Source organism: Desulfogranum mediterraneum DSM 13871, from assembly GCF_000429965.1.
Classification (GTDB): domain Bacteria; phylum Desulfobacterota; class Desulfobulbia; order Desulfobulbales; family Desulfobulbaceae; genus Desulfogranum; species Desulfogranum mediterraneum.
In genome coordinates this window covers 130,119-147,477 of the sequence record NZ_AUCW01000015.1, presented here as the reverse complement: position 1 = coordinate 147,477, position 17,359 = coordinate 130,119, and the positions used below count along the sequence as shown (strand labels likewise).

General features: G+C 57.0%; 12 protein-coding genes and 2 pseudogenes. 9 read left to right on the top strand and 5 right to left on the bottom strand.

The window, feature by feature from the left end:
* Positions 1–66 precede the first annotated feature (66 nt).
* Together G494_RS0107880 and G494_RS0107875 are read right to left on the bottom strand one after the other, a co-directional pair.
* On the bottom strand, positions 67–918 hold the full coding sequence (locus G494_RS0107880) for an NAD(P)-dependent oxidoreductase (protein ID WP_028584093.1): 852 nt from the start codon (positions 916–918) through the stop codon (positions 67–69).
* A 382-nt stretch (positions 919–1,300) separates the two neighbouring features.
* Complete coding sequence (locus tag G494_RS0107875) at positions 1,301–1,618, bottom strand: hypothetical protein (RefSeq protein WP_028584092.1); 318 nt, start codon at positions 1,616–1,618, stop codon at positions 1,301–1,303.
* A gap of 1,036 nt (positions 1,619–2,654) precedes the next feature.
* Between G494_RS0107875 and G494_RS0107870 the strand changes: the two genes are divergently transcribed.
* The gene (locus tag G494_RS0107870) at positions 2,655–3,158 is read left to right on the top strand and encodes an acyltransferase (RefSeq protein WP_208597649.1); all 504 of its coding nucleotides are present in this window, start codon (positions 2,655–2,657) and stop codon (positions 3,156–3,158) included.
* Between the two features lie 141 nt (positions 3,159–3,299).
* Here the strand turns inward: G494_RS0107870 and G494_RS28060 are convergent.
* Positions 3,300–3,824, bottom strand: a pseudogene (locus G494_RS28060) (IS1595 family transposase).
* 68 nt (positions 3,825–3,892) lie between these two features.
* Here G494_RS28060 and G494_RS28055 point away from each other — a divergent pair.
* A pseudogene (locus G494_RS28055) lies at positions 3,893–3,976 on the top strand (transposase); the annotation flags it as partial.
* A 263-nt stretch (positions 3,977–4,239) separates the two neighbouring features.
* Positions 4,240–5,646, top strand: a complete 1,407-nt coding sequence (locus tag G494_RS22485) for a diaminopimelate decarboxylase family protein (RefSeq protein WP_208597648.1) — start codon at positions 4,240–4,242, stop codon at positions 5,644–5,646.
* Positions 5,647–5,895: 249 nt separating this feature from the next.
* Here the strand turns inward: G494_RS22485 and G494_RS25295 are convergent, their stop codons facing one another.
* Both G494_RS25295 and mobB read right to left on the bottom strand, forming a co-directional pair.
* Complete coding sequence (locus tag G494_RS25295; RefSeq protein WP_051305516.1) at positions 5,896–8,556, bottom strand: hybrid sensor histidine kinase/response regulator; 2,661 nt, start codon at positions 8,554–8,556, stop codon at positions 5,896–5,898.
* Positions 8,557–8,713: 157 nt separating this feature from the next.
* Complete coding sequence (mobB, locus tag G494_RS25290) at positions 8,714–9,382, bottom strand: molybdopterin-guanine dinucleotide biosynthesis protein B (RefSeq protein ID WP_051305515.1); 669 nt, start codon at positions 9,380–9,382, stop codon at positions 8,714–8,716.
* Positions 9,383–9,749: 367 nt separating this feature from the next.
* Between mobB and G494_RS25285 the strand changes: the two genes are divergently transcribed.
* The 6 genes from G494_RS25285 to G494_RS22465 all read left to right on the top strand — a co-directional run bounded on the left by G494_RS25285 (position 9,750) and on the right by G494_RS22465 (position 17,358).
* Positions 9,750–11,735 (top strand): PAS domain-containing hybrid sensor histidine kinase/response regulator, encoded by a 1,986-nt coding sequence (locus G494_RS25285; RefSeq protein ID WP_161629953.1) that lies wholly within the window; start codon positions 9,750–9,752, stop codon positions 11,733–11,735.
* Positions 11,736–11,892: 157 nt separating this feature from the next.
* Complete coding sequence (locus G494_RS0107835; RefSeq protein WP_028584090.1) at positions 11,893–12,177, top strand: hypothetical protein; 285 nt, start codon at positions 11,893–11,895, stop codon at positions 12,175–12,177.
* Positions 12,178–12,309: 132 nt separating this feature from the next.
* On the top strand, positions 12,310–13,086 hold the full coding sequence (locus tag G494_RS0107830; protein ID WP_028584089.1) for an EI24 domain-containing protein: 777 nt from the start codon (positions 12,310–12,312) through the stop codon (positions 13,084–13,086).
* 2 nt (positions 13,087–13,088) lie between these two features.
* Positions 13,089–14,921: an SLC13 family permease gene (locus G494_RS0107825; RefSeq protein WP_028584088.1), complete on the top strand. Its 1,833-nt coding sequence runs from the start codon at positions 13,089–13,091 to the stop codon at positions 14,919–14,921.
* 110 nt (positions 14,922–15,031) lie between these two features.
* Positions 15,032–16,663 (top strand): cation:proton antiporter family protein, encoded by a 1,632-nt coding sequence (locus G494_RS0107820; RefSeq protein WP_028584087.1) that lies wholly within the window; start codon positions 15,032–15,034, stop codon positions 16,661–16,663.
* 5 nt (positions 16,664–16,668) lie between these two features.
* Positions 16,669–17,358, top strand: coding sequence for a potassium channel family protein (locus G494_RS22465; RefSeq protein ID WP_153305799.1), 690 nt, complete (start codon positions 16,669–16,671; stop codon positions 17,356–17,358).
* Position 17,359: the final 1 nt, after the last annotated feature.

Below are 17,359 nucleotides of genomic sequence, written 5' to 3'. Positions count from 1 at the left end.
GGGCGATTACCCCCTGTCCTCCGGCTATCCAGCTCCAGGGCAGGGGGTGATCTTGTTTTCAGGCCCTTATTTCTTGAAGAGTTGATAGACCGCTGAAAAATCCAGCTGATCGATGCCCTCCTCAAAGGTCCTGGCATAGAGCTCCTTGGCCACGGCCCCGGTGAAGAGGGCTCGTTTCTGGCTGAAGGCCAGGTCCTGGAGACAGTGCAGGTCCTTGTAGATCAGGGCGCTGGAGAAGTGGGTGGAGAAATCTCCGCTGCGCAGCTTCTCTTTCTTGGCATTGAGGACCAGGGAATTACCGCCGCCAACGCTGAGGATATCCAGCACCTCTGCCCGGTCGATGCCCACGTCCTCGCCAAAGGAGATCGCCTCGGCCAGGGTGGCCATGAAACTGCCCAGGGTGAGGTTGTTGATCAGCTTCATCTTGGTGGCCAGTCCAGGCTCCCCAAGAAAGAAGAGATGCTGGCCGATGTCTTCCAGCACCGGCTTGCTGCGGCTAAAGCCCTCCTCCTCACCGCTGACCAGTACCGTCAATGCTCCCTGGGTGGCGGGCACCACGCTGCCCAGCACCGGGGCCTCCAGGTAGGTGGCCCCGGCTGCTCGGCAGAGCCGGTGGTTGCTCTCCACCTCACGAAAGTGGTTGGTGGTCAGGTCGACCACGATTTTTCCCCTGACATCGCCGGCGAGTACGCCGTCTTCTGCGCTGAGCACGGCCTGAACCGCAGCACTGTCAAACATACAGAGAAAGATGATCTCTGCGGCCTCCACCACCGTGGCAGGGCTTTGGCCAAGGGTTGCCTGGAGGCCCTCTGCCTTGGCTGGGGTGCGGTTCCATACCGTGAGCTGATGTTCACAGTCAATGAGCCTGCCGGCAATGGCCTTGCCCAGATGGCCAAGGCCGATGAATCCGATCTTCATAGCATGTTCTCCTCATGGTTCGTAGCACGATGGGTTGGCGATACCAAGGGTATCTGCAGTCTCTTTTAATTGGTCGTTGGAAAAAATGGTAGAGGAAATCGTGGGACAGGGCAGGGAGGGGCCTGGCTCTGCCCGGGAGAAGGCGAGCTGGGAAGAGGGGCGAGGTGGAGAAAAGAGGGACCGGGGTATGAGAATAGAGCTTCTGTCCTGATATCGACGTCGTTTTGTGGGAATTCTCCTCTGAACCTGGATCCTTGGTTCGGGCCGCCGTCCCCCCCCCCCCATTTTTTTTGTGAGCGGCGCGCGCTGCCGGGTTAGGGCATAAGGCTGCGTTAGACTGCGTTAGACTGCGTTAGGCTACGTTACGCGGCGTAAGGCGGAGTTAGGCGTTATCCAGCCACCAGCGTTCTTCGGGCATGGTGGTGTTCCCTTGCATGCAGGGGATCTGGCGGTCGCGTAACTGAGGAGTTTTTTCCTGTAACCATTCCAAACCTTTCCTCGTGATGAGGGTGTAGTGCAGGTCCGGATCACTCTCGATGACCCCCATCCCCTTCATGACCTTGAGTGCCGGTTCAAGGCCGGCTGGATGGATCTCCATTTTTTCGGCGATCTGTGCAGCAGGGACGAGGGGAGGGCGATCTTGCTGTAAGTTGTCCCAGAGGATGGTAAGAATATCGATGGCCTGGTCTTGTAAGGGCATGGAGTTCTCTTGGCTTGGTGAGTTGTCGCTTGGGTGACGAATTCGATTCCCATCTCTTGGTGACGTCTAGATCTGCTGCCGGTTACCCTGGATAACGGGGAGTTCCTGTTGACGAATAGAGAGAGGCAAGTCGAGATGGACTACAACCTATATCAAATATATTTACAGGAGATTGGCTGTTAAGGCAACGTGAAATGTTATTTAAAATAAATTGTCAGGTAAAAGTGTAGTTTGGCTAACTTGCTGGGCAATGGTTCGCTGGTCTTTCCGAAATCGTCATGGGCAATATCCGGAGGGGCCGGTAGGTTGGTTGCGAATGCGCCCATGGCACCGGCGGGCCAACTGAGTCGGTTAAGCGGTATGGGTGTATTGCAGCGAAAACAGCAGCTCTTCCCCAGTCAAGAAGGAACGGTCGCCGGGGGGGGGGAGACTGGGCGATGGGTTTCCATGAGAGCATCATGGATGGGCGTTCTGTGGATAGAGCGACAGGCGATGGTTTGTCAAGGGAGGCAGAGTACGAAATAAAAAAAGGCGACAGTTATGCTAATATTGTATCGTGAGTTTTCAGTTGTTGTTGTGGCAGGAATTACCTCGTTGGGAGATTCGGATATAGCCTTTTTTGAAGCTCAGCCCCTGCTTTCCTGTAATCCCAGGAGGTGTGTTAACGAGCAGGAACAGGATCATCAGGTTGAGTAGAGTGAACAACTCCAGACGGATGACGAGCTTGAAATTTCGAATACCGCTACTGTTGAGCAAGGTTCTGGTTTTGAAGTCTCTGTCAGGGGACTCGTTCGCTTAACCAGTCGTTTTGCTTCTTGATGTGCCTGGTGTTGTTTGGTAGTGTTTATTTAAGCCTTTCCTCTTTGCTGTTATTGTCTTTTCTTGCAGCAGATCTGTCAAAGGTAGAGAGGCCTTATATGTTAATATGGTATAATTTCACGTAACTGATCAGGGCAGGTTTGTGCTAAGAGGTCAAGTGTGAAATTTGAGATACTCTCTTGGCTGGTGAATCGATATGAGCTGTATGAGCTACTGTTTGAAGTATTTTTTGCTCAACATTTTGAGTCCTCTTCTTCCGCATCCCAAGATTCGAGCCCTTTGGTTGAAGCTCCTTGGGGCGAGTATCGGGGAAGGTGTGAGGATTGAAAATGTACGGTTTATTCAAATACAATATCCTGTCAGTAATCTGCAATGTGGAAACAACGCATTTGTAGGAACAAATGTTGTGATCGATTTATCTGCTCAAGTATCCATCGGCAAAAATTCGCTTGTCGGCCCAGGGTGCAGCCTGTTGACCCATCAGGATGCAGGGAGCTTTTTTGATAGTCGATTAAGCGAAATCTATCCAAGGCACAGTGAAGGGATCCTTATTGATGAGAATGTGTGGATAGGAGCAGATTCCACCCTGTTGCCTGGTAGTTCCATTGAAAAATTTTCAGTTGTTGGAGCGAAATCACTTGTTCGCGGCACGATTCCGGCAAGGGCGCTGGCCTTTGGTATTCCGGCTACCGTTAAGAAAATCCTCGTTGTCGATTACTGATCTTCACTGCTGTCCGGTTAAGAAAATAGATTAGGACTGAAGAGCTTCTTCTGTGTATAGTGATGTTACCCCTCTAACACATTAACATAAAAGGACATTCAGTCCATTGCTTATAGTGACACAATACTGAGTCAATTCTGATTACCCACAAAGCTCAGCCACTTTCATGAGCCTCTGGGGAAAGGGCGGCACCCTGAGTGCCACATAGACGAACCTGGGTATCATCTGGCGCAGGTCAAATCTGCGGTTAAAACGAAAGCAGGACTCAGCGAGGTATCGAGGGAAATGCATTTTGCTGACTGAGTGAAAAGTATCATGCAATGCCCTGTTTACATTACTGATCATCGTACTAACCCATTTGAGTTTCGCTATCTCGACACTTTTTGTTCCACCTCAGGTGATAATGGTTTTGTGGTCAAAACCTGCTTCGTCAAGGTCATTAAAGCAATTAAGGTCATCGGAGACAACATTATCACCTGCACAGAGATGCTTGGAGGCCCAAGCCTTGATGATTTCTTTGGAAAAAGCGGAAACTTGGCTAAAGCGCATTTCAATAGGATGGCCCGGATTATTGGTGAATAGTGGAGCGATAAAAGGAAGTTTACCTGTGGCGCCGTGTCCACTACGACCATCACGCTTTTTGCCTCCCCAATAAGCATTATCCAGTTGGATAACAGAAAATGCTATGGGTTTGCTGTCGTCACGCTCTTTCTTGACCTGCTGTACTCAACAACTTTCACCTCGCCGCCAAAATGATAGCCGATATTTACAAGGCTCGATGGGAGATTGAGCTGTTTTTCATGTGGTTGAAAATATAAATATTCCTTGGTGTCAGCAGAAATGCGGTCCTGGCGCAAATCTGGATCGGACTTATTATCATGCTGAATCTGGCCTATATGAGATCTCTGGAAAATGATCAGGCCATTACACAAATTTTGCGTTTACTGCAGTTAAATCTGTTTAAAACGGCAGGATATGTGGGAGCTGTTTGAACCACCTCCTGTAAAACGGGAACCCGTAAGCTGGCAAAGAAAGTTGTTTGATTTCAAGTAATTGTAACCGGATATCGGTGGCTGATCTTATGAATCCTGTTCCTTATCTTTGGCGAGTGCTTTCGAGGGCATTGGTCAAGAAATCACACGTATGGCAGCAGGCAAGTTCGCTGCGTGACCCTGACCTCTGGGATTGCACTGTAAGTACCGCAGGCCACTTGTGCGTTGCCGATTTTGACTGTGTAGAGTTGGCAAATAACTATGGCTCCCCCTTGCTGGTTGTTAATTATCAAAGACTCTTGAAAGATATTGGGCAGATGATGGGGGCGATGCGCCAGGCGCCAGAAGGGTCTAAGGTGCTGTACTCATATAAAACCAACTGCATACCAGCTCTTTTACAAGTCCTCCATGAAAACGGGCTTGGTGCGGAGGTTATCTCTCCTTACGAACTATGGGTTGCCCATAAATTGAATGTCCCCGGTGACAAGCTGGTCTACAACGGTGTCGACAAGAGTGATGAGAGTTTGCGCCTTGCTGTTACAATGGATGTGTTGGCGGTTAACGTGGATCATCGGGAAGAGGTGCAGCGGATTGTACAGGCAGCCAAAGACGTCGGTCGAAGGGCTAGGGTCGGCGTCCGCCTGGGGTTGTCAAACAGCTCGCAGTTTGGCTTGAGTGTCGATAGCGGAGAGGCAATGGAGGTCTGTAGGGAGATCATTGCCCACGAAAAATGGCTGGATTTATGCTGTGTCCACTTCAGTGTGACAAGCAATGCCAAAGATTCCTGGATCCACAGGATCAACGCTGAAAAAGCCCTTGCCTTTATCAGCTGCTTACAGCAGGAGCTGGATATTCAGATCGAATATCTCGATATAGGAGGAGGCTACGGTGTACCGACAACCAAAAATATGAGTGGCGTGGAGTACGGACTCTATCGAACCTTTGGTTGCCTGCCAAAGCCTGCGGACCCGCTCATGTTTCAGGCCATTGATCTCTTTATAGGGGAGATCGTCGCGGCAGTGCAGGTCTCCTGTATGGAACTTGGTCTCAAGATACCCAAACTGTTGATAGAACCGGGTAGATTTATAACCAGCAGATCTGAAATATTGTTGGCAAAGGTCTTGTCGGTCAAGACAAAACCCAATGGTACTCGATTTCTTATAACCGATGCCGGAAGGTTGTCCATGACCTTCCCTGCAGAGTTTGAGTACCATGAACTATTTGTCGCCAATCGCATGCAGGCAACTATGAACACAAATTATCAGGTTATGGGCAGGATCTGCACTTCTGCAGATTGGCTCGCAAAAAACCGATTGCTGCCTGAGGCTCAACCTGGAGACATCATCGCAGTCATGGATGCAGGAGCCTATTTTTCTTCGTATTCGTCAACGTTTGCCTTTCCAAGGCCGGCCATCGTCGGTGTCGATAATGGCAAGATCAGCGTGTTGAGGAGTCCTGAGTCTTTTGAATACCTGACTGAGTTGGATCATTTTTAATCCTCTCTGCCTGCTGGATGTCTGCCGTTGCGGCAAAGGCAAAAAACGTATCTCTTTCAATCTTGTCAGGAGCCTGAGGAGAGAGGAGCAGCAGTAAATTGCCGCTGGCTTGAGGCGTGTGGCGCCCGGATCTGCAGAGGAGGCTGCGGGGGGGGATTTCTGCCAGATATAAAAGGTAATTCTGTATACAATCCAGTTTTTTTCTGTTTTTCCAGCCCTTGAGCCAAACACCTCATTTTTGGACTGCCATTAGCTCGGCCTGAGTGCCTTTTGGACAGCCGTCAGCAGCTCGCTCGTGTTCAAGGGTTTGCAAAGGTACTGTTGAACCCCTGCCTGGAGGGCAAGCTCAGGAGAAACCGTGGCACTGTAGCCGGTACAGAGGATGATGGGCAGGGATGGCTTGATGGCCAGCATGGCCTGGGAGAGCTCCAGGCCGCCCATCTCGGGCATGGTCTGGTCGGTGATCAAGAGGCTGAACCGCTCCGGTTCCCGGTGGAATGCGCTCAGGGCCTCGGTGGGGCGGGTAAAGGCCTCCACCAGATAGCCTGCCTTCTCCAGTCGCAGTTGGTTGATGGTGACCAGCATCTCCTCATCATCCACCAGCAGGATGGTCTGCGGGCTGGCGCTTTGTTCCGGCACCAGCTGAACCGGCAGCCGGGAGGCGGGTACCCCCTCTCCGCTTCCTGCCGGGAGAAAGACGTGAAAGGTGGTTCCCTGCTTGAGCCTGCTCTCCACGCTGATAAAGCCCTTGCAGTCGCTGACCAGTCCGTGGACCACGGACAGCCCCAGGCCGGTGCCCTTGCCGATGGGTTTGGTGGTGAAGTAGGGCTCAAAGATGCGGGCCATGTCCTGGGGAGCAATCCCTGCACCGCTATCCTCTACGGTCAGGACCATAAAGGGGCCGGGTAGGGCCTCCTGGCCTGGGGGAATGTCAGCAGCGTTGAGCTGTTGGCGGCGGAGTCGTATCCGGAGATCTCCCTTGTCATCGGCCATGGATTGAACGGCGTTGGTACAGAGGTTGAGCACGATCTGTTGGATGTTGGTGGGATTGGCCCGGACCGTGCCGCAGTCGGGCAGATCTTCCTCGATCCGGATACTGCTGGGCAGGGTTGCGCGCAGCATCTTGATGCTTTCCCGGACCAGGAGATGGCCAGGTATTTCCTGGCTGCTGTGATCGGTCTGTCGGCTGAAGGTGAGGAGTTGCTGAACCAGGTCGGTTGCCCTGGCGCCGGCGTTGAGCAGATGCTCCAGGTTTCGATTGGTGGCTGACTCTGGTGGTACGCGCATCTGGATCAGCTCCGCATAACCGATGATCACTGCCAGGATATTATTAAAGTCATGGGCTATGCCCCCGGTCAGGGTACCGATCGCCTCCATCTTGGTTGCCTGGCGCAGTTGTTCCTCCAGGGCTCGTTCCCGGGTGACGTCCCGCTTGACCGCCACAAAGTTGGTGATAAGCCCCTGGCTGTTTTTTACCGGTGAGATGGTGGCCTCCTCCTCAAAGATGGTCCCATCTTTTTTCCGGTTGGAAAAGTGTCCTTCCCAGGTCCTGCCCGCAAGCAGGGTCTGCCAGAGGTCCTGATAATAGTCAGGGTGGTGGGCCCCGCTCTTGAGCAGATTCGGGGTGGTACCGATGGCCTCTGCCCTGCTGTAACCGGTGAGTCGGCTGAAGGCCGGATTGACGTACTGGATCACGCCCTGGCTGTCGGTGATCATGATCACCTCAGAGGCCTGTTCAATGGCCGACATCAGGCGGTCTTTTTCAGCGGTCGCCTGTTTGATGGAGGTAACGTCATTGGAGACCACCACCACCCCTCTGGTCTCTCCCTGGGCATTGGTGAAGGGATGGTAGCTGATGCTTTGAATCCTGGGCCCGATATCTGGGAAGTCGATGCTGGTCTCGTAGCGAACAAGCTCCCCCTTCAGGGCCCGGTCCAGCTTGGGTTTGATGATCTCATGATAGACCTCCGGGCCGACCAGCTCTTCAACGGAGTGGTCCAGGATCTGTTCACGTTTCAGGCCAAAGGCCTTGAGGTAGGCATCGTTGACGAATCGGTAGACATGGTTGTTGTCCACAAAGGACATCAGGTCATCGGTGGAGGAGAGGATGAGCTCGTGGAGTTGGCGGGTTTCATCGGCCTTTTTAAGGGCCGTGATATCGGTGATAAACCCCTCCAGGTGACGGGGTTCATCTGTTCCTGGGGCGAAAACGCCCTGTCCCTGTTCCCAGACCCATTTTTCCCGGCCATCGGCGCAGCTAATCCGATACTCCAGCTGAAAGGGCTGGTGTGCGGCAACGGCCCTGGTGACCCCTTCCCAGACCCCTTGACGATCTTCGGGATGGATCAGCTCACCAAAGCTCACCGTGCTGCTGAAGGAGAGTTCCTGGGCGCTGTAGCCGGTCAGGGGCAGGCAGCCCTTGCTGACAAACTCCATGGTCCATCCAGGTTCCAGCCGGCAGCGATAAGCCATGCCCGGGAGGTTGCTCATTAGGGTGGCAAGGGTTCGCTGATTATCTTCCAGGGCCTGTTGTACCTGGTACGCAGCTCTCTGCTCGCGAAAAACCAGGACCATCCCGCTGGGCTGTCCCTGTTCATCTTCCAGCGGAGATGCCGAAGCCGTAATCACCAGCCGCTCCCCTGTAGCTTGGAGCAGGAGAAGGTCGTTGAGCTGCAGCCCGGAACCCTGGGCCAGGGCCTGGGGAAGCTGAGGGGGGGGCGCTTGATCGCTTGATGGCTGGAGGAGTTGAAATACCTCTGCCAGCGGCCTGCCAAGGGCTTGGGCTGTTGACCAGCCGGTTAACTGTCGGGCAAGGGGGTTGAGGGAGCTGATCCGGCCCCCCCGGTCGGTGATGATGACCCCGTCACTGCTGGGATCCGGAGGCTGCGGTCGTTGACGGCTGGGTGTCATGATATCCGGGAAAAGAATGGAGAGGTATTTTCCAAAGGGTGCACTGCTTGCTCTGCGGGAAGTATACCACAGTCAGGAGAAGCTCTTCCAGAGATAATTGCCGAGCCGGAGAGATTCCTGCCGGCCAGGGCTCAGCCGCTGGCGGTGATGATGCGGATTAAGGGGCGGGCAGGGTGGAGACCAGGGAAAAGTCCAGGGTCTTCTCAGCCCCTGCCCTATCCCGGGTAATGGAGCCGGCCACCGAATGCAGGGTGCGGAGGATCGACTGCTCTGCCCAGGCAGGGAGTTCTCTCTCCCGGCCATTGACCAAGAGGCGGCTGTGGATTTCCGGGATGGCGGGGTGACTGAGGAAGGTGGTGATGATATATCGGGCCAGCTCCAGGCTCTGCTCAGGGCTGAACCAGGGAAGGCCCGGGACAGCTTCTGCCGCCACCAGGGCAACCACCTGCTCTACCTGGAGATGGAGAAAGTCTGTACCGCGCCGATGGACCTCAATCTTGGCAAGGGCAGGGTGGTGTTTGAAGCCTTCAACCAGGACCAGGTCCATGGTGCTGAAGTGGAGGGCGACCAGCTGGAGCAGGTCCTGTGTCGGGGAAGGGCTGCGCAGGAGCAGCTGGTCCGGGGTAACGAGCATCACCTGCGCTGCCCCGGCCCGGGCATAGCCATGGGTGTCTGTGCCCGGCTGGTCAGCGGCAATGCCGCTTTCCTTGCTGGACTTGATCACCCCGACGCTGTAACCGGCCTCTGTGAGGTGGCGGACCACTCGGCTGGCAATGGTGGTCTTTCCGGAGTTATGCCAACCGATAAAGCTGAGTATTGGAATCATGGTGTCTCTTTGATTGAAAGAGGACGATAAAAAATGTCCAGGAATTGGGGAAGCCGCCACCTTCTGCTTCTCTTGCAATCTCTGCGTTAGGGTACAAATCTTCCCATGGCTTGAGCTTGATCGAGAAATAAATTTTTTCAAAGGAGTTTTCAGTTCTATACCCAAAAGCCGTGGTTTGGGCAAAGAAATCCTTTCTCCCCAGGTTGTATCCCCTGGTTCTGTCTTCCCGAGATATCGGATCTCCACTCTTTCGTATCCCAAAGGAGTGGCAGGCCTGTTTGACCAGGAATCTTGCTTGGGATATAGTGCAACTATGATGGCTTGTCAGTGGAATGGAGCTCTGATCCATAGGGCTCATGGAGGCTGCATGGACCAATCAAGCTACACAGAACCAACACCTACCGCTGCCGTACAGGGAGAGGAGCGCTTGGACCAGACTCCGTTGCCGGCCAGATATCAGGCGATTTTCCAGGATAGCCCCATCGGTATCAGTTATCACCAGCTGCTGTTTGACCGGAACGGTGCGCCTGCGGACAGTCGCTTCCTGGAGGTGAATCCGGCATTTATTCGTCTGCTCGGCCTGGATCCCGCTGGGAAAAGGGCAAGCCAGCTCTTTCCGGGGATCGAGAGCGGCTCCTTTGACTGGCTGAACACCTGCAACCAGGTGATCGTTGGCAGGCAGTCATCCAGTTTTGAATATTTCTCCCCCTATTCCGACCGCTGGTTTGAATGTGTGGTCTCCCCCCTGGCGGCGGATCAGTTTGTGGTCATGCTCTTTGACATCTCCAGTCGGAAAAAGGTGGAGAGTGATTTTCAGCGCAAACAGCGGGAGCACGAGCGCCTGCTTGCGGTCCTGGATGGCATGGAGGCCCATGTTTCGGTGGTCGATCTTGAGGATTTCCAGATCCTCTATATGAACCATAAGATGTGCCGGGATTTCGGCGGGGATCAGCGCGGCCGGCTCTGTTTCCGGACCTTTCAGGACCAGCACCAGCCCTGTAGCTTCTGCACCAATCCCCAACTCCTCAAGCAAACCAGCCCGGATAGCCCGGATATTATCTGGGAAGGGCTGCGCCCATGCAACGGACGTTGGTACCAGAACCATGACCGGATCGTTCCCTGGGTGGACGGGCGAATGGTCCGGATGCAGGTCTCTCTGGATATCACGGAGCAGAAAAATACGGCAATCCAGCTTCGTCGCTCCCAGAAGATGGAGGCCCTCGGTGTGCTGGCAGGCGGTATCGCCCATGACTTCAACAACATCCTCTCGGTGATCCTGGGGTATGTCGGCATGATCCTGGCAGACCCCGAGGCCTGTCCCGGGCCGGTGCGAGAGGATCTCAAACAGGTGGAGCAGGCCGGGATTCGGGCCAGGAACCTGGTCCGCCAGATCCTGGGCTTCAGCCGGCAGGGTAAGGAAGACCTGAAGCCCCTCAGGCTCGAGCAGCTGGTCAAGGAACTGGTCAAGATGCTCCGGGCATCCTTTCCCAGCAGCATCGAGATTGTCACCCAGCTGGAGCCTTCCGCTGATCTGATCCTGGCCGATCCGACCCAGATGCACCAGTTGATCCTCAACCTCTGCACCAATGCCCTCCATGCCATGCCCGAGGGTGGGGTGTTGACGCTGCGCTTGGGAGTGGTGGAAAGAGAGCAACCGGAACTGCTGGGTGGAACCTTTCCTCTGGGACCGGGCCGCTACCAGAGACTCGAGGTCAGAGACAGCGGCATCGGCATGGGGCCGGAGGTGCTGGCCCGGATCTTTGATCCCCTCTTTACCACCAAGGAAGATCATCAGGGCACAGGGCTGGGCCTCTCCATTGTCTCCGGTATTGCCCAGCGTCATAAGGGCGGGCTGGAGGTGGAGAGCAGGCTCGGCCAGGGGACCCAGGTCAGAGTCGAGCTGCCGCTCTGTGCTGATCCCTTCCCTGGAGAAGTTCAGGAGGAGATCCTCTCCTTACCCCGTGGCCGGGAGGGGGTCCTGCTCTGTGATGATGAAGAGGCCATTGTCCTGATCTGGCAGCGGACCCTGGAGCGACTCGGTTATGAGGTGACGGCCTTCAGCGAAAGTCCGGCGGCTCTGGCCTCCTTTCAGGAGAATCCTGGGCGCTATGACCTGGTCATCACCGACATGACCATGCCCATGCTCACCGGGATGACCCTGGCCAAGGCCATCTTTGCCCTTTGCCCGGGACAGCGGGTGATCCTCTGCACCGGCAGTTTTGATGTCTATGACCGGGAGAGCGCCCTGGCCGAGGGTATCTGTGCCTACCTCCACAAACCTGTCTCCAGCCGGCTTCTTGCCCAGACGGTTCGCAGGGTCCTGGACAGCCCCTGGCCCGAAGTCTGCCCTTGATCCGCCCTGGGGTGGGCGGCCCTGTCCGCGGCCCAGGAAGGTACGGACGCCACATTTTGCTTGCCTGCTCAGCTTGTTTCGGCTAACAATCGGGCAAGAGAGGATCTTGCCCTCTGGGGAGATCAAGCCCTGAGCAGACGAACCGGGAGGAGACGTCATGGGATCGATTCGCATCGTGGAAAACCGTTGTGCCAATATCGGCCAGGCCGAGTTCCCCACCTTTTACATGAACGATTTTTCTGTCCTGGGGATCGTGGTCCATCAGCTGGAGCAGGCGGTCTCGGTCCTGAGGGAGCGTGGCTACCTGGTCCGGGAAGAGCGGGGCCTGAATCGGGTCACCTTTAAGGATAACCAGCAGCTGCAGCAGATCCTGGCAGAGCTTGCCGGGCGGAAGGTGGAGTACAGCCTCTCTGATCTGGTGGGGTGTGCCTACCAGGGCTGATAAACTCCCTCCCGCCGGGTCGGCGGGCACCTCGTTTTTTGTACCATGTTCTCTCCGGGCTCACGCCTCTGTCCATTCCCCGGGACCCTGCCGTCCTCTAATCATTGAACCTCATCCTTCTTCCTGAGCCGTATGCATACCTGTTCCGCTTCATCGCCTCCTGCCCGTCCGCCCTGGGTTTCCCTGGGCTATGCGGCAAAGTTTATCTTCCGTTACCCTAAACTGATTACCCTGAGCCTGCTGTTGATCGCCTCCACCGGTATCCTGACCTGGGTCGGTGCCTATGGCAGCCTGAACCTGATCGATTCGCTGGTCGGCGAGTTCTTTGCCCAGCCGCCGGAGACCAGCCACTTTTGGCAGTGGCCGCTCTTCTGGGGCTGGACCGGCATCCGCTGGCTCTTTCTGATTGTCTCCCGACTGATCGCCTTTTACCTGGCCTTTCTCCTGGCCTACTGCCTGACCACCCCGGGTTATGTCTTCTTAAGCTACCTGGCGGCCAACCGTTTTACCGGCCAGGCCAGGGACGGGGAGGCGACCATGAGCGTGAGCGGTATCCTGGTTGATCTCCTGGAGGGGATAAAGATCGGTGGGGTGGGCCTGCTCGCCACCCTGGTGGCCCTGGTGGCGAATTTTATTCCCGTGGTCGGCCAGGCCGCAGTTTTTCTGATCTATGTCTTCTACTCGGCCCTGATGTTCATCGATTTCCCTGCCTCCAGGTATCGCTGGAAACTTGGCCGGAAGTTATCCTGGGTACGGCTCCACCGCAGCCAGGCCTTTCAGCTGGGCCTCTTGCCGGCGGTCATCAGTATGATTCCGGTCTTCAACGTCTTTTTCATGGCCCTGCTCTTTCCCCTGTTCACGGTGCATACCACCCTCAACTATCTGTCCATAGAGGGGCGTTGTTCCTGATTATGCTCCACCCCGAAGCCGTCATTACCCTGGTTCTCCTGGCCGCCACCGTCGGCCTGCTGGTCACCAACCTGGTGCGGGCGGACCTGGTGGCCATGCTGGTGGTGGTGGCCCTGATGGTGAGCAAGGTGCTCACCGTGCCCGAGGCCCTCTCCGGTTTTGCCAACCCGGTGGTCCTGATTGTAGGGGTGATGTTCATCATCAGCGAGGCCGTGATCTATACCGGGATCGCCCAGCGCCTGGGGGAGTGGGTGGTTGCCAGGGGCGGCAGCAGCGAGCTCCGTCTGATGGTCCTGTTGATGGGGGTCGCCGGCCTGGTCGGAGCCTTCATGAGCTCCACCGCCACTGCAGCCATCTTCATCCCGGTGACCATTGCGGTGGCGGAAAAGGCGGGGCTGAACCATAAACGACTGCTCATGCCCCTGGCCGTGGCCGCCCTGATCAGCGGCATGATGACCCTGGTGGCGACCTCACCCAACCTGGTGGTGAACAGTGTGCTCAGGGAGTATGGGCTGCAGCCCCTCTCTTTCTTCGCCTTTACCCCCTTTGGACTGCTCATCCTCCTGGTGGGGGTGGGCTTCATGGCCCTCTGGGGGCGGCATCTGCTGGCCAGGGAGTCCCGGCTGAGGCCCAGGAGACAGGGGCGTTTTATCCATGAACTGACCAGGCGTTACGGGGTGGAGCAGCAGGCCAGCCTGTTGCAGATTTCGGCAGCCTCCCCCTTGATTGATCGCTCGGTCGCCCGGGTGCAGCTGCGGGAGAGGTACGGGGTCAACCTGATCGCCATCCAGACCTCGGTCAACGGCGGCCGGGCGATTATCCCGGTGCGGCCGGAGACGGTTTTTCACCCCAACGATACCCTGGTGCTGATCGGTTCCGATTCCAGGGTTGCCGAGGTGGCGGCCGAGCTGCAGCTGCAGCGTCTGCCCCTGCCCCCGGAACCCAGCCAGCGCAGGGGGTTCTTCCAGGTCATCGGGGCGGCAGAGGTGATGTTGACCCCTGAGTCCAGGTTGATCGGCAAGAGCTTGAGAGATATCCGCTTCCACGCCCAGTTTGACTGTCTGGTGGTGGGGGTGCGCCGGAACAACCAGGTCGTGAGCGAGGAGCTCTCCTCACTGCCCCTCCAGTTTGGTGACGTCCTGTTGGTCTGCGGGGCCTGGGCTGATATCATCCGGTTGCGGCAACATCGCAACGAGTACCTGCTGCTTACCCTGCCCGAGGATTACCGGGAGGTCATCCCCGCGGCCGGCAAGGCCCCCCTGGTCCTGGTCGTGTTGGGGCTGATGGTAGGGGCCCTGGTCTTCAACCTGCTTACCACGGTCACTGCGGTCATGGCCGCCGGCCTCGCCCTGGTGCTGGGTCGCTGTGTCCGGGCAGATGCCTGCTACCGGCTGATCGACTGGCAGACGGTCCTGCTCATTGCCGGTATCCTGCCCCTGGCCCTGGCCCTGCAAAAAACCGCAGTCTCAGGGATGCTCTGCCAGCTGCTCCTGACCGGCCTGGGCCCGGTCCACCCCCTGGTGCTGCTCAGCGTGCTCTTTCTGCTCACCGGCGCTGTGGGCCTGGTCTTGTCCAGCACACCCGCCGCCGTGCTGATCGCCCCCATTGCCGTGGAGCTGGGCAGCCAGCTGGGGGTGTCTCCCCAGGCCTGTGGGATGATTGTCGCCATTGCCTGTTCTGCCGCCTTTATCTCGCCCGTGGGCTCACCGGTCAACATGATTGTCCGTGACCCGGGGGCCTATGTCCTGGGGGATTATCTCAAGGTTGGCATCCCCCTCTTCTTTCTGACCATGATCGCTGCGGTGGGGTTGGCCTGGGTCCGTTACCTTCTCTGATAGGGAGCACGGATCGCCGGGAAGAAGAGTCCAGAGGGGCTGGCAGATATCATCTGCTCCCTGTGTCCGCCTGATTGGGTTCAAACCACACTCCAGCAAAGAGGAGCGTCATGGATATCCTTTTTATCGTCATTGCCTTTGTGCTCGGTTTTCTGGCCCGGCAGCTGGGGCTGCCGCCGCTGGTGGGTTTTCTGGCAGGAGGGTTTGTCTTAAACCTCATGGGCCAGGAGGCCAGTGAGACCCTCCACCAGCTGGCAGATGTCGGCATCCTCCTGCTCCTCTTCAGTATCGGCCTGAAGGTCCAGCCCAAACGGCTCCTCCAGCCTCAGGTCTGGGGGAGTGCGGCCAGCCACATGCTCCTGACCGTGATCGGCTTTACACTCATCCTCCAGGGACTTGGTCTGTTGGGGATTGGCTGCTTCCGTGACCTGGAGCTGTCGACCACCCTCCTGTTCGCCTTTGCCCTCAGTTTTTCCAGCACCGTCTTTGCGGTCAAGATCCTGGAGGAACAGGGGGAAATGACCTCAGGCCATGGCCGGCTGGCCATTGGTATCCTGATTATGCAGGATCTCTTTGCGGTGCTCTTTATCACCTTTTCCAGCGGCAAGCTTCCCTCACCCCTGGCCCTGGGACTGTTGCTCTTGCTCTTTGTGAAACGACCCCTGGGCAAGATTCTGGATCGCAGCGGTCACGGTGAGCTGCTGGTCCTGTTGGCCTGCATCCTGCCCCTTGCCGGGGCCGCTCTCTTTGAACATGTGGGCCTGAAGCCGGACCTGGGGGCACTGATCCTGGGGATGCTCCTTGGCGGTCATGCCAAGACTGATGAGCTGGCCAAGGCCATGTTCGGCTTCAAGGATCTCTTTCTGGTGGGCTTTTTCCTCACCATCGGCATGACCGAGCTGCCCGGACTGGAGGCCGTGCTGATCGCCGCTCTCCTGGTGTTGCTGGTTCCCCTGAAGAGCGTGCTCTTCTTTCTCCTCCTGACCCGTTTTCGGCTCCGGGCCCGCACCTCCCTGCTCTCCTCCCTCAACCTGTCCAACTACAGTGAATTCGGCTTGATTGTGTCCACCATCGGGGTGACCCAGGGCTGGCTGGGCAGTGAGTGGCTGGTCATCATTGCCGTGGCGGTCTCCTTTTCCATGGTGGCCGCCTCACCCCTGAACAGCCTGGCACCAGTGTTCTACAGACGTTGGGCCGGACTCTTGAAGAGGTGTGAAACCCGCAGGCGGCTGAGCGGTGAGGAGGCGGTGGATATCGGCGGGGCAAGGGTGGCGGTTCTGGGGATGGGCCGGGTCGGTACCGGGGCCTACGAGCAGCTGACCGATCGCTATGGCTACCGGGTGATCGGCCTGGATTTCGACGAGGAGCGGGTGGCGGCCCACCAGGCCGCAGGCCGAGCTGTCATCCAGGGGGATGCGGCCGACGAGATCTTCTGGCAGCGGGGGATCGCCAATCCGGGGCAGCTAAGCATGCTCTTCTTGACCATGTCCCACCCCTCAAACCTGAAGGCCGCTAAAAACATCCAGGAGGCCCTGGGCCGGGAATCCATGGTGATCGCTGCTACGGCCCGCTACGATGATGAGCTCCAGGCCCTGCGGCAGGGTGGCGTTGAACGGGTCTTTTATCTCTATGGCGAGGCTGGGGCGGGATTTGTCGACCATGTAGTCGAGCAGGCCGAGGGGGTCGAGGGGGCAGAAATGGAGGCATCAGCCCCTGAAGGCAAAGAGAGCGGGGGGCGGTGACCATCATGCTCTTCCATAACACACCCCGGGAACAGAGCGGCAGCTTCCTCACCCTGCTGCTCTGTCTGCTCATCCTGATCCTGGTCTCGCCCTTTGCCGAGAGCCATCAGAGGCCGATCCTGGTTGATCTGGTCTACTCTGCGGTCTTCTTTGCCGGTATCTGGAGCCTGTTCCACAATCGTAAGATCCTGCTGGTCGGGCTGTTGATCCTCCTGCCCGCCTCTGTCCTGCGCTGGTGGTATCTTTACTGGCCCCAGGAGGGTTTGCTCCTCTTCTCTTCGGCCTCCTCGGCCGCCTTCATGCTCTTCAATGCCTATGCCCTGTTCCACTACATCATGCACCAGCGAAAGCCGCGGCCGGACACCATCTATGGAGGAGTCTGTATCTACCTCTTCCTGGCCTTCCTATGGGCTGAACTCTATGTGATGGTCGAGCTGCTGGCACCCGGCTCCTTTGCCCTGGGCGAGCAGGTGGATACTATCCAGTCCCTGCGGGCTGAGTTGGGCTACTTCAGTTTCGTTACCCTGACCACCCTGGGCTTTGGCGAGATCACCCCCACCGGCAACATGGCCAGGACCCTGACCATCCTTGAGGCCCTGGTCGGCCAGATGTTTGTGGCCATCTTCGTTGCCCGCCTGGTGGGCTTTCATCTCAGCGGCCCGGGCAGGGGAGGGGGCAAGGGACACGGCTCCTGAG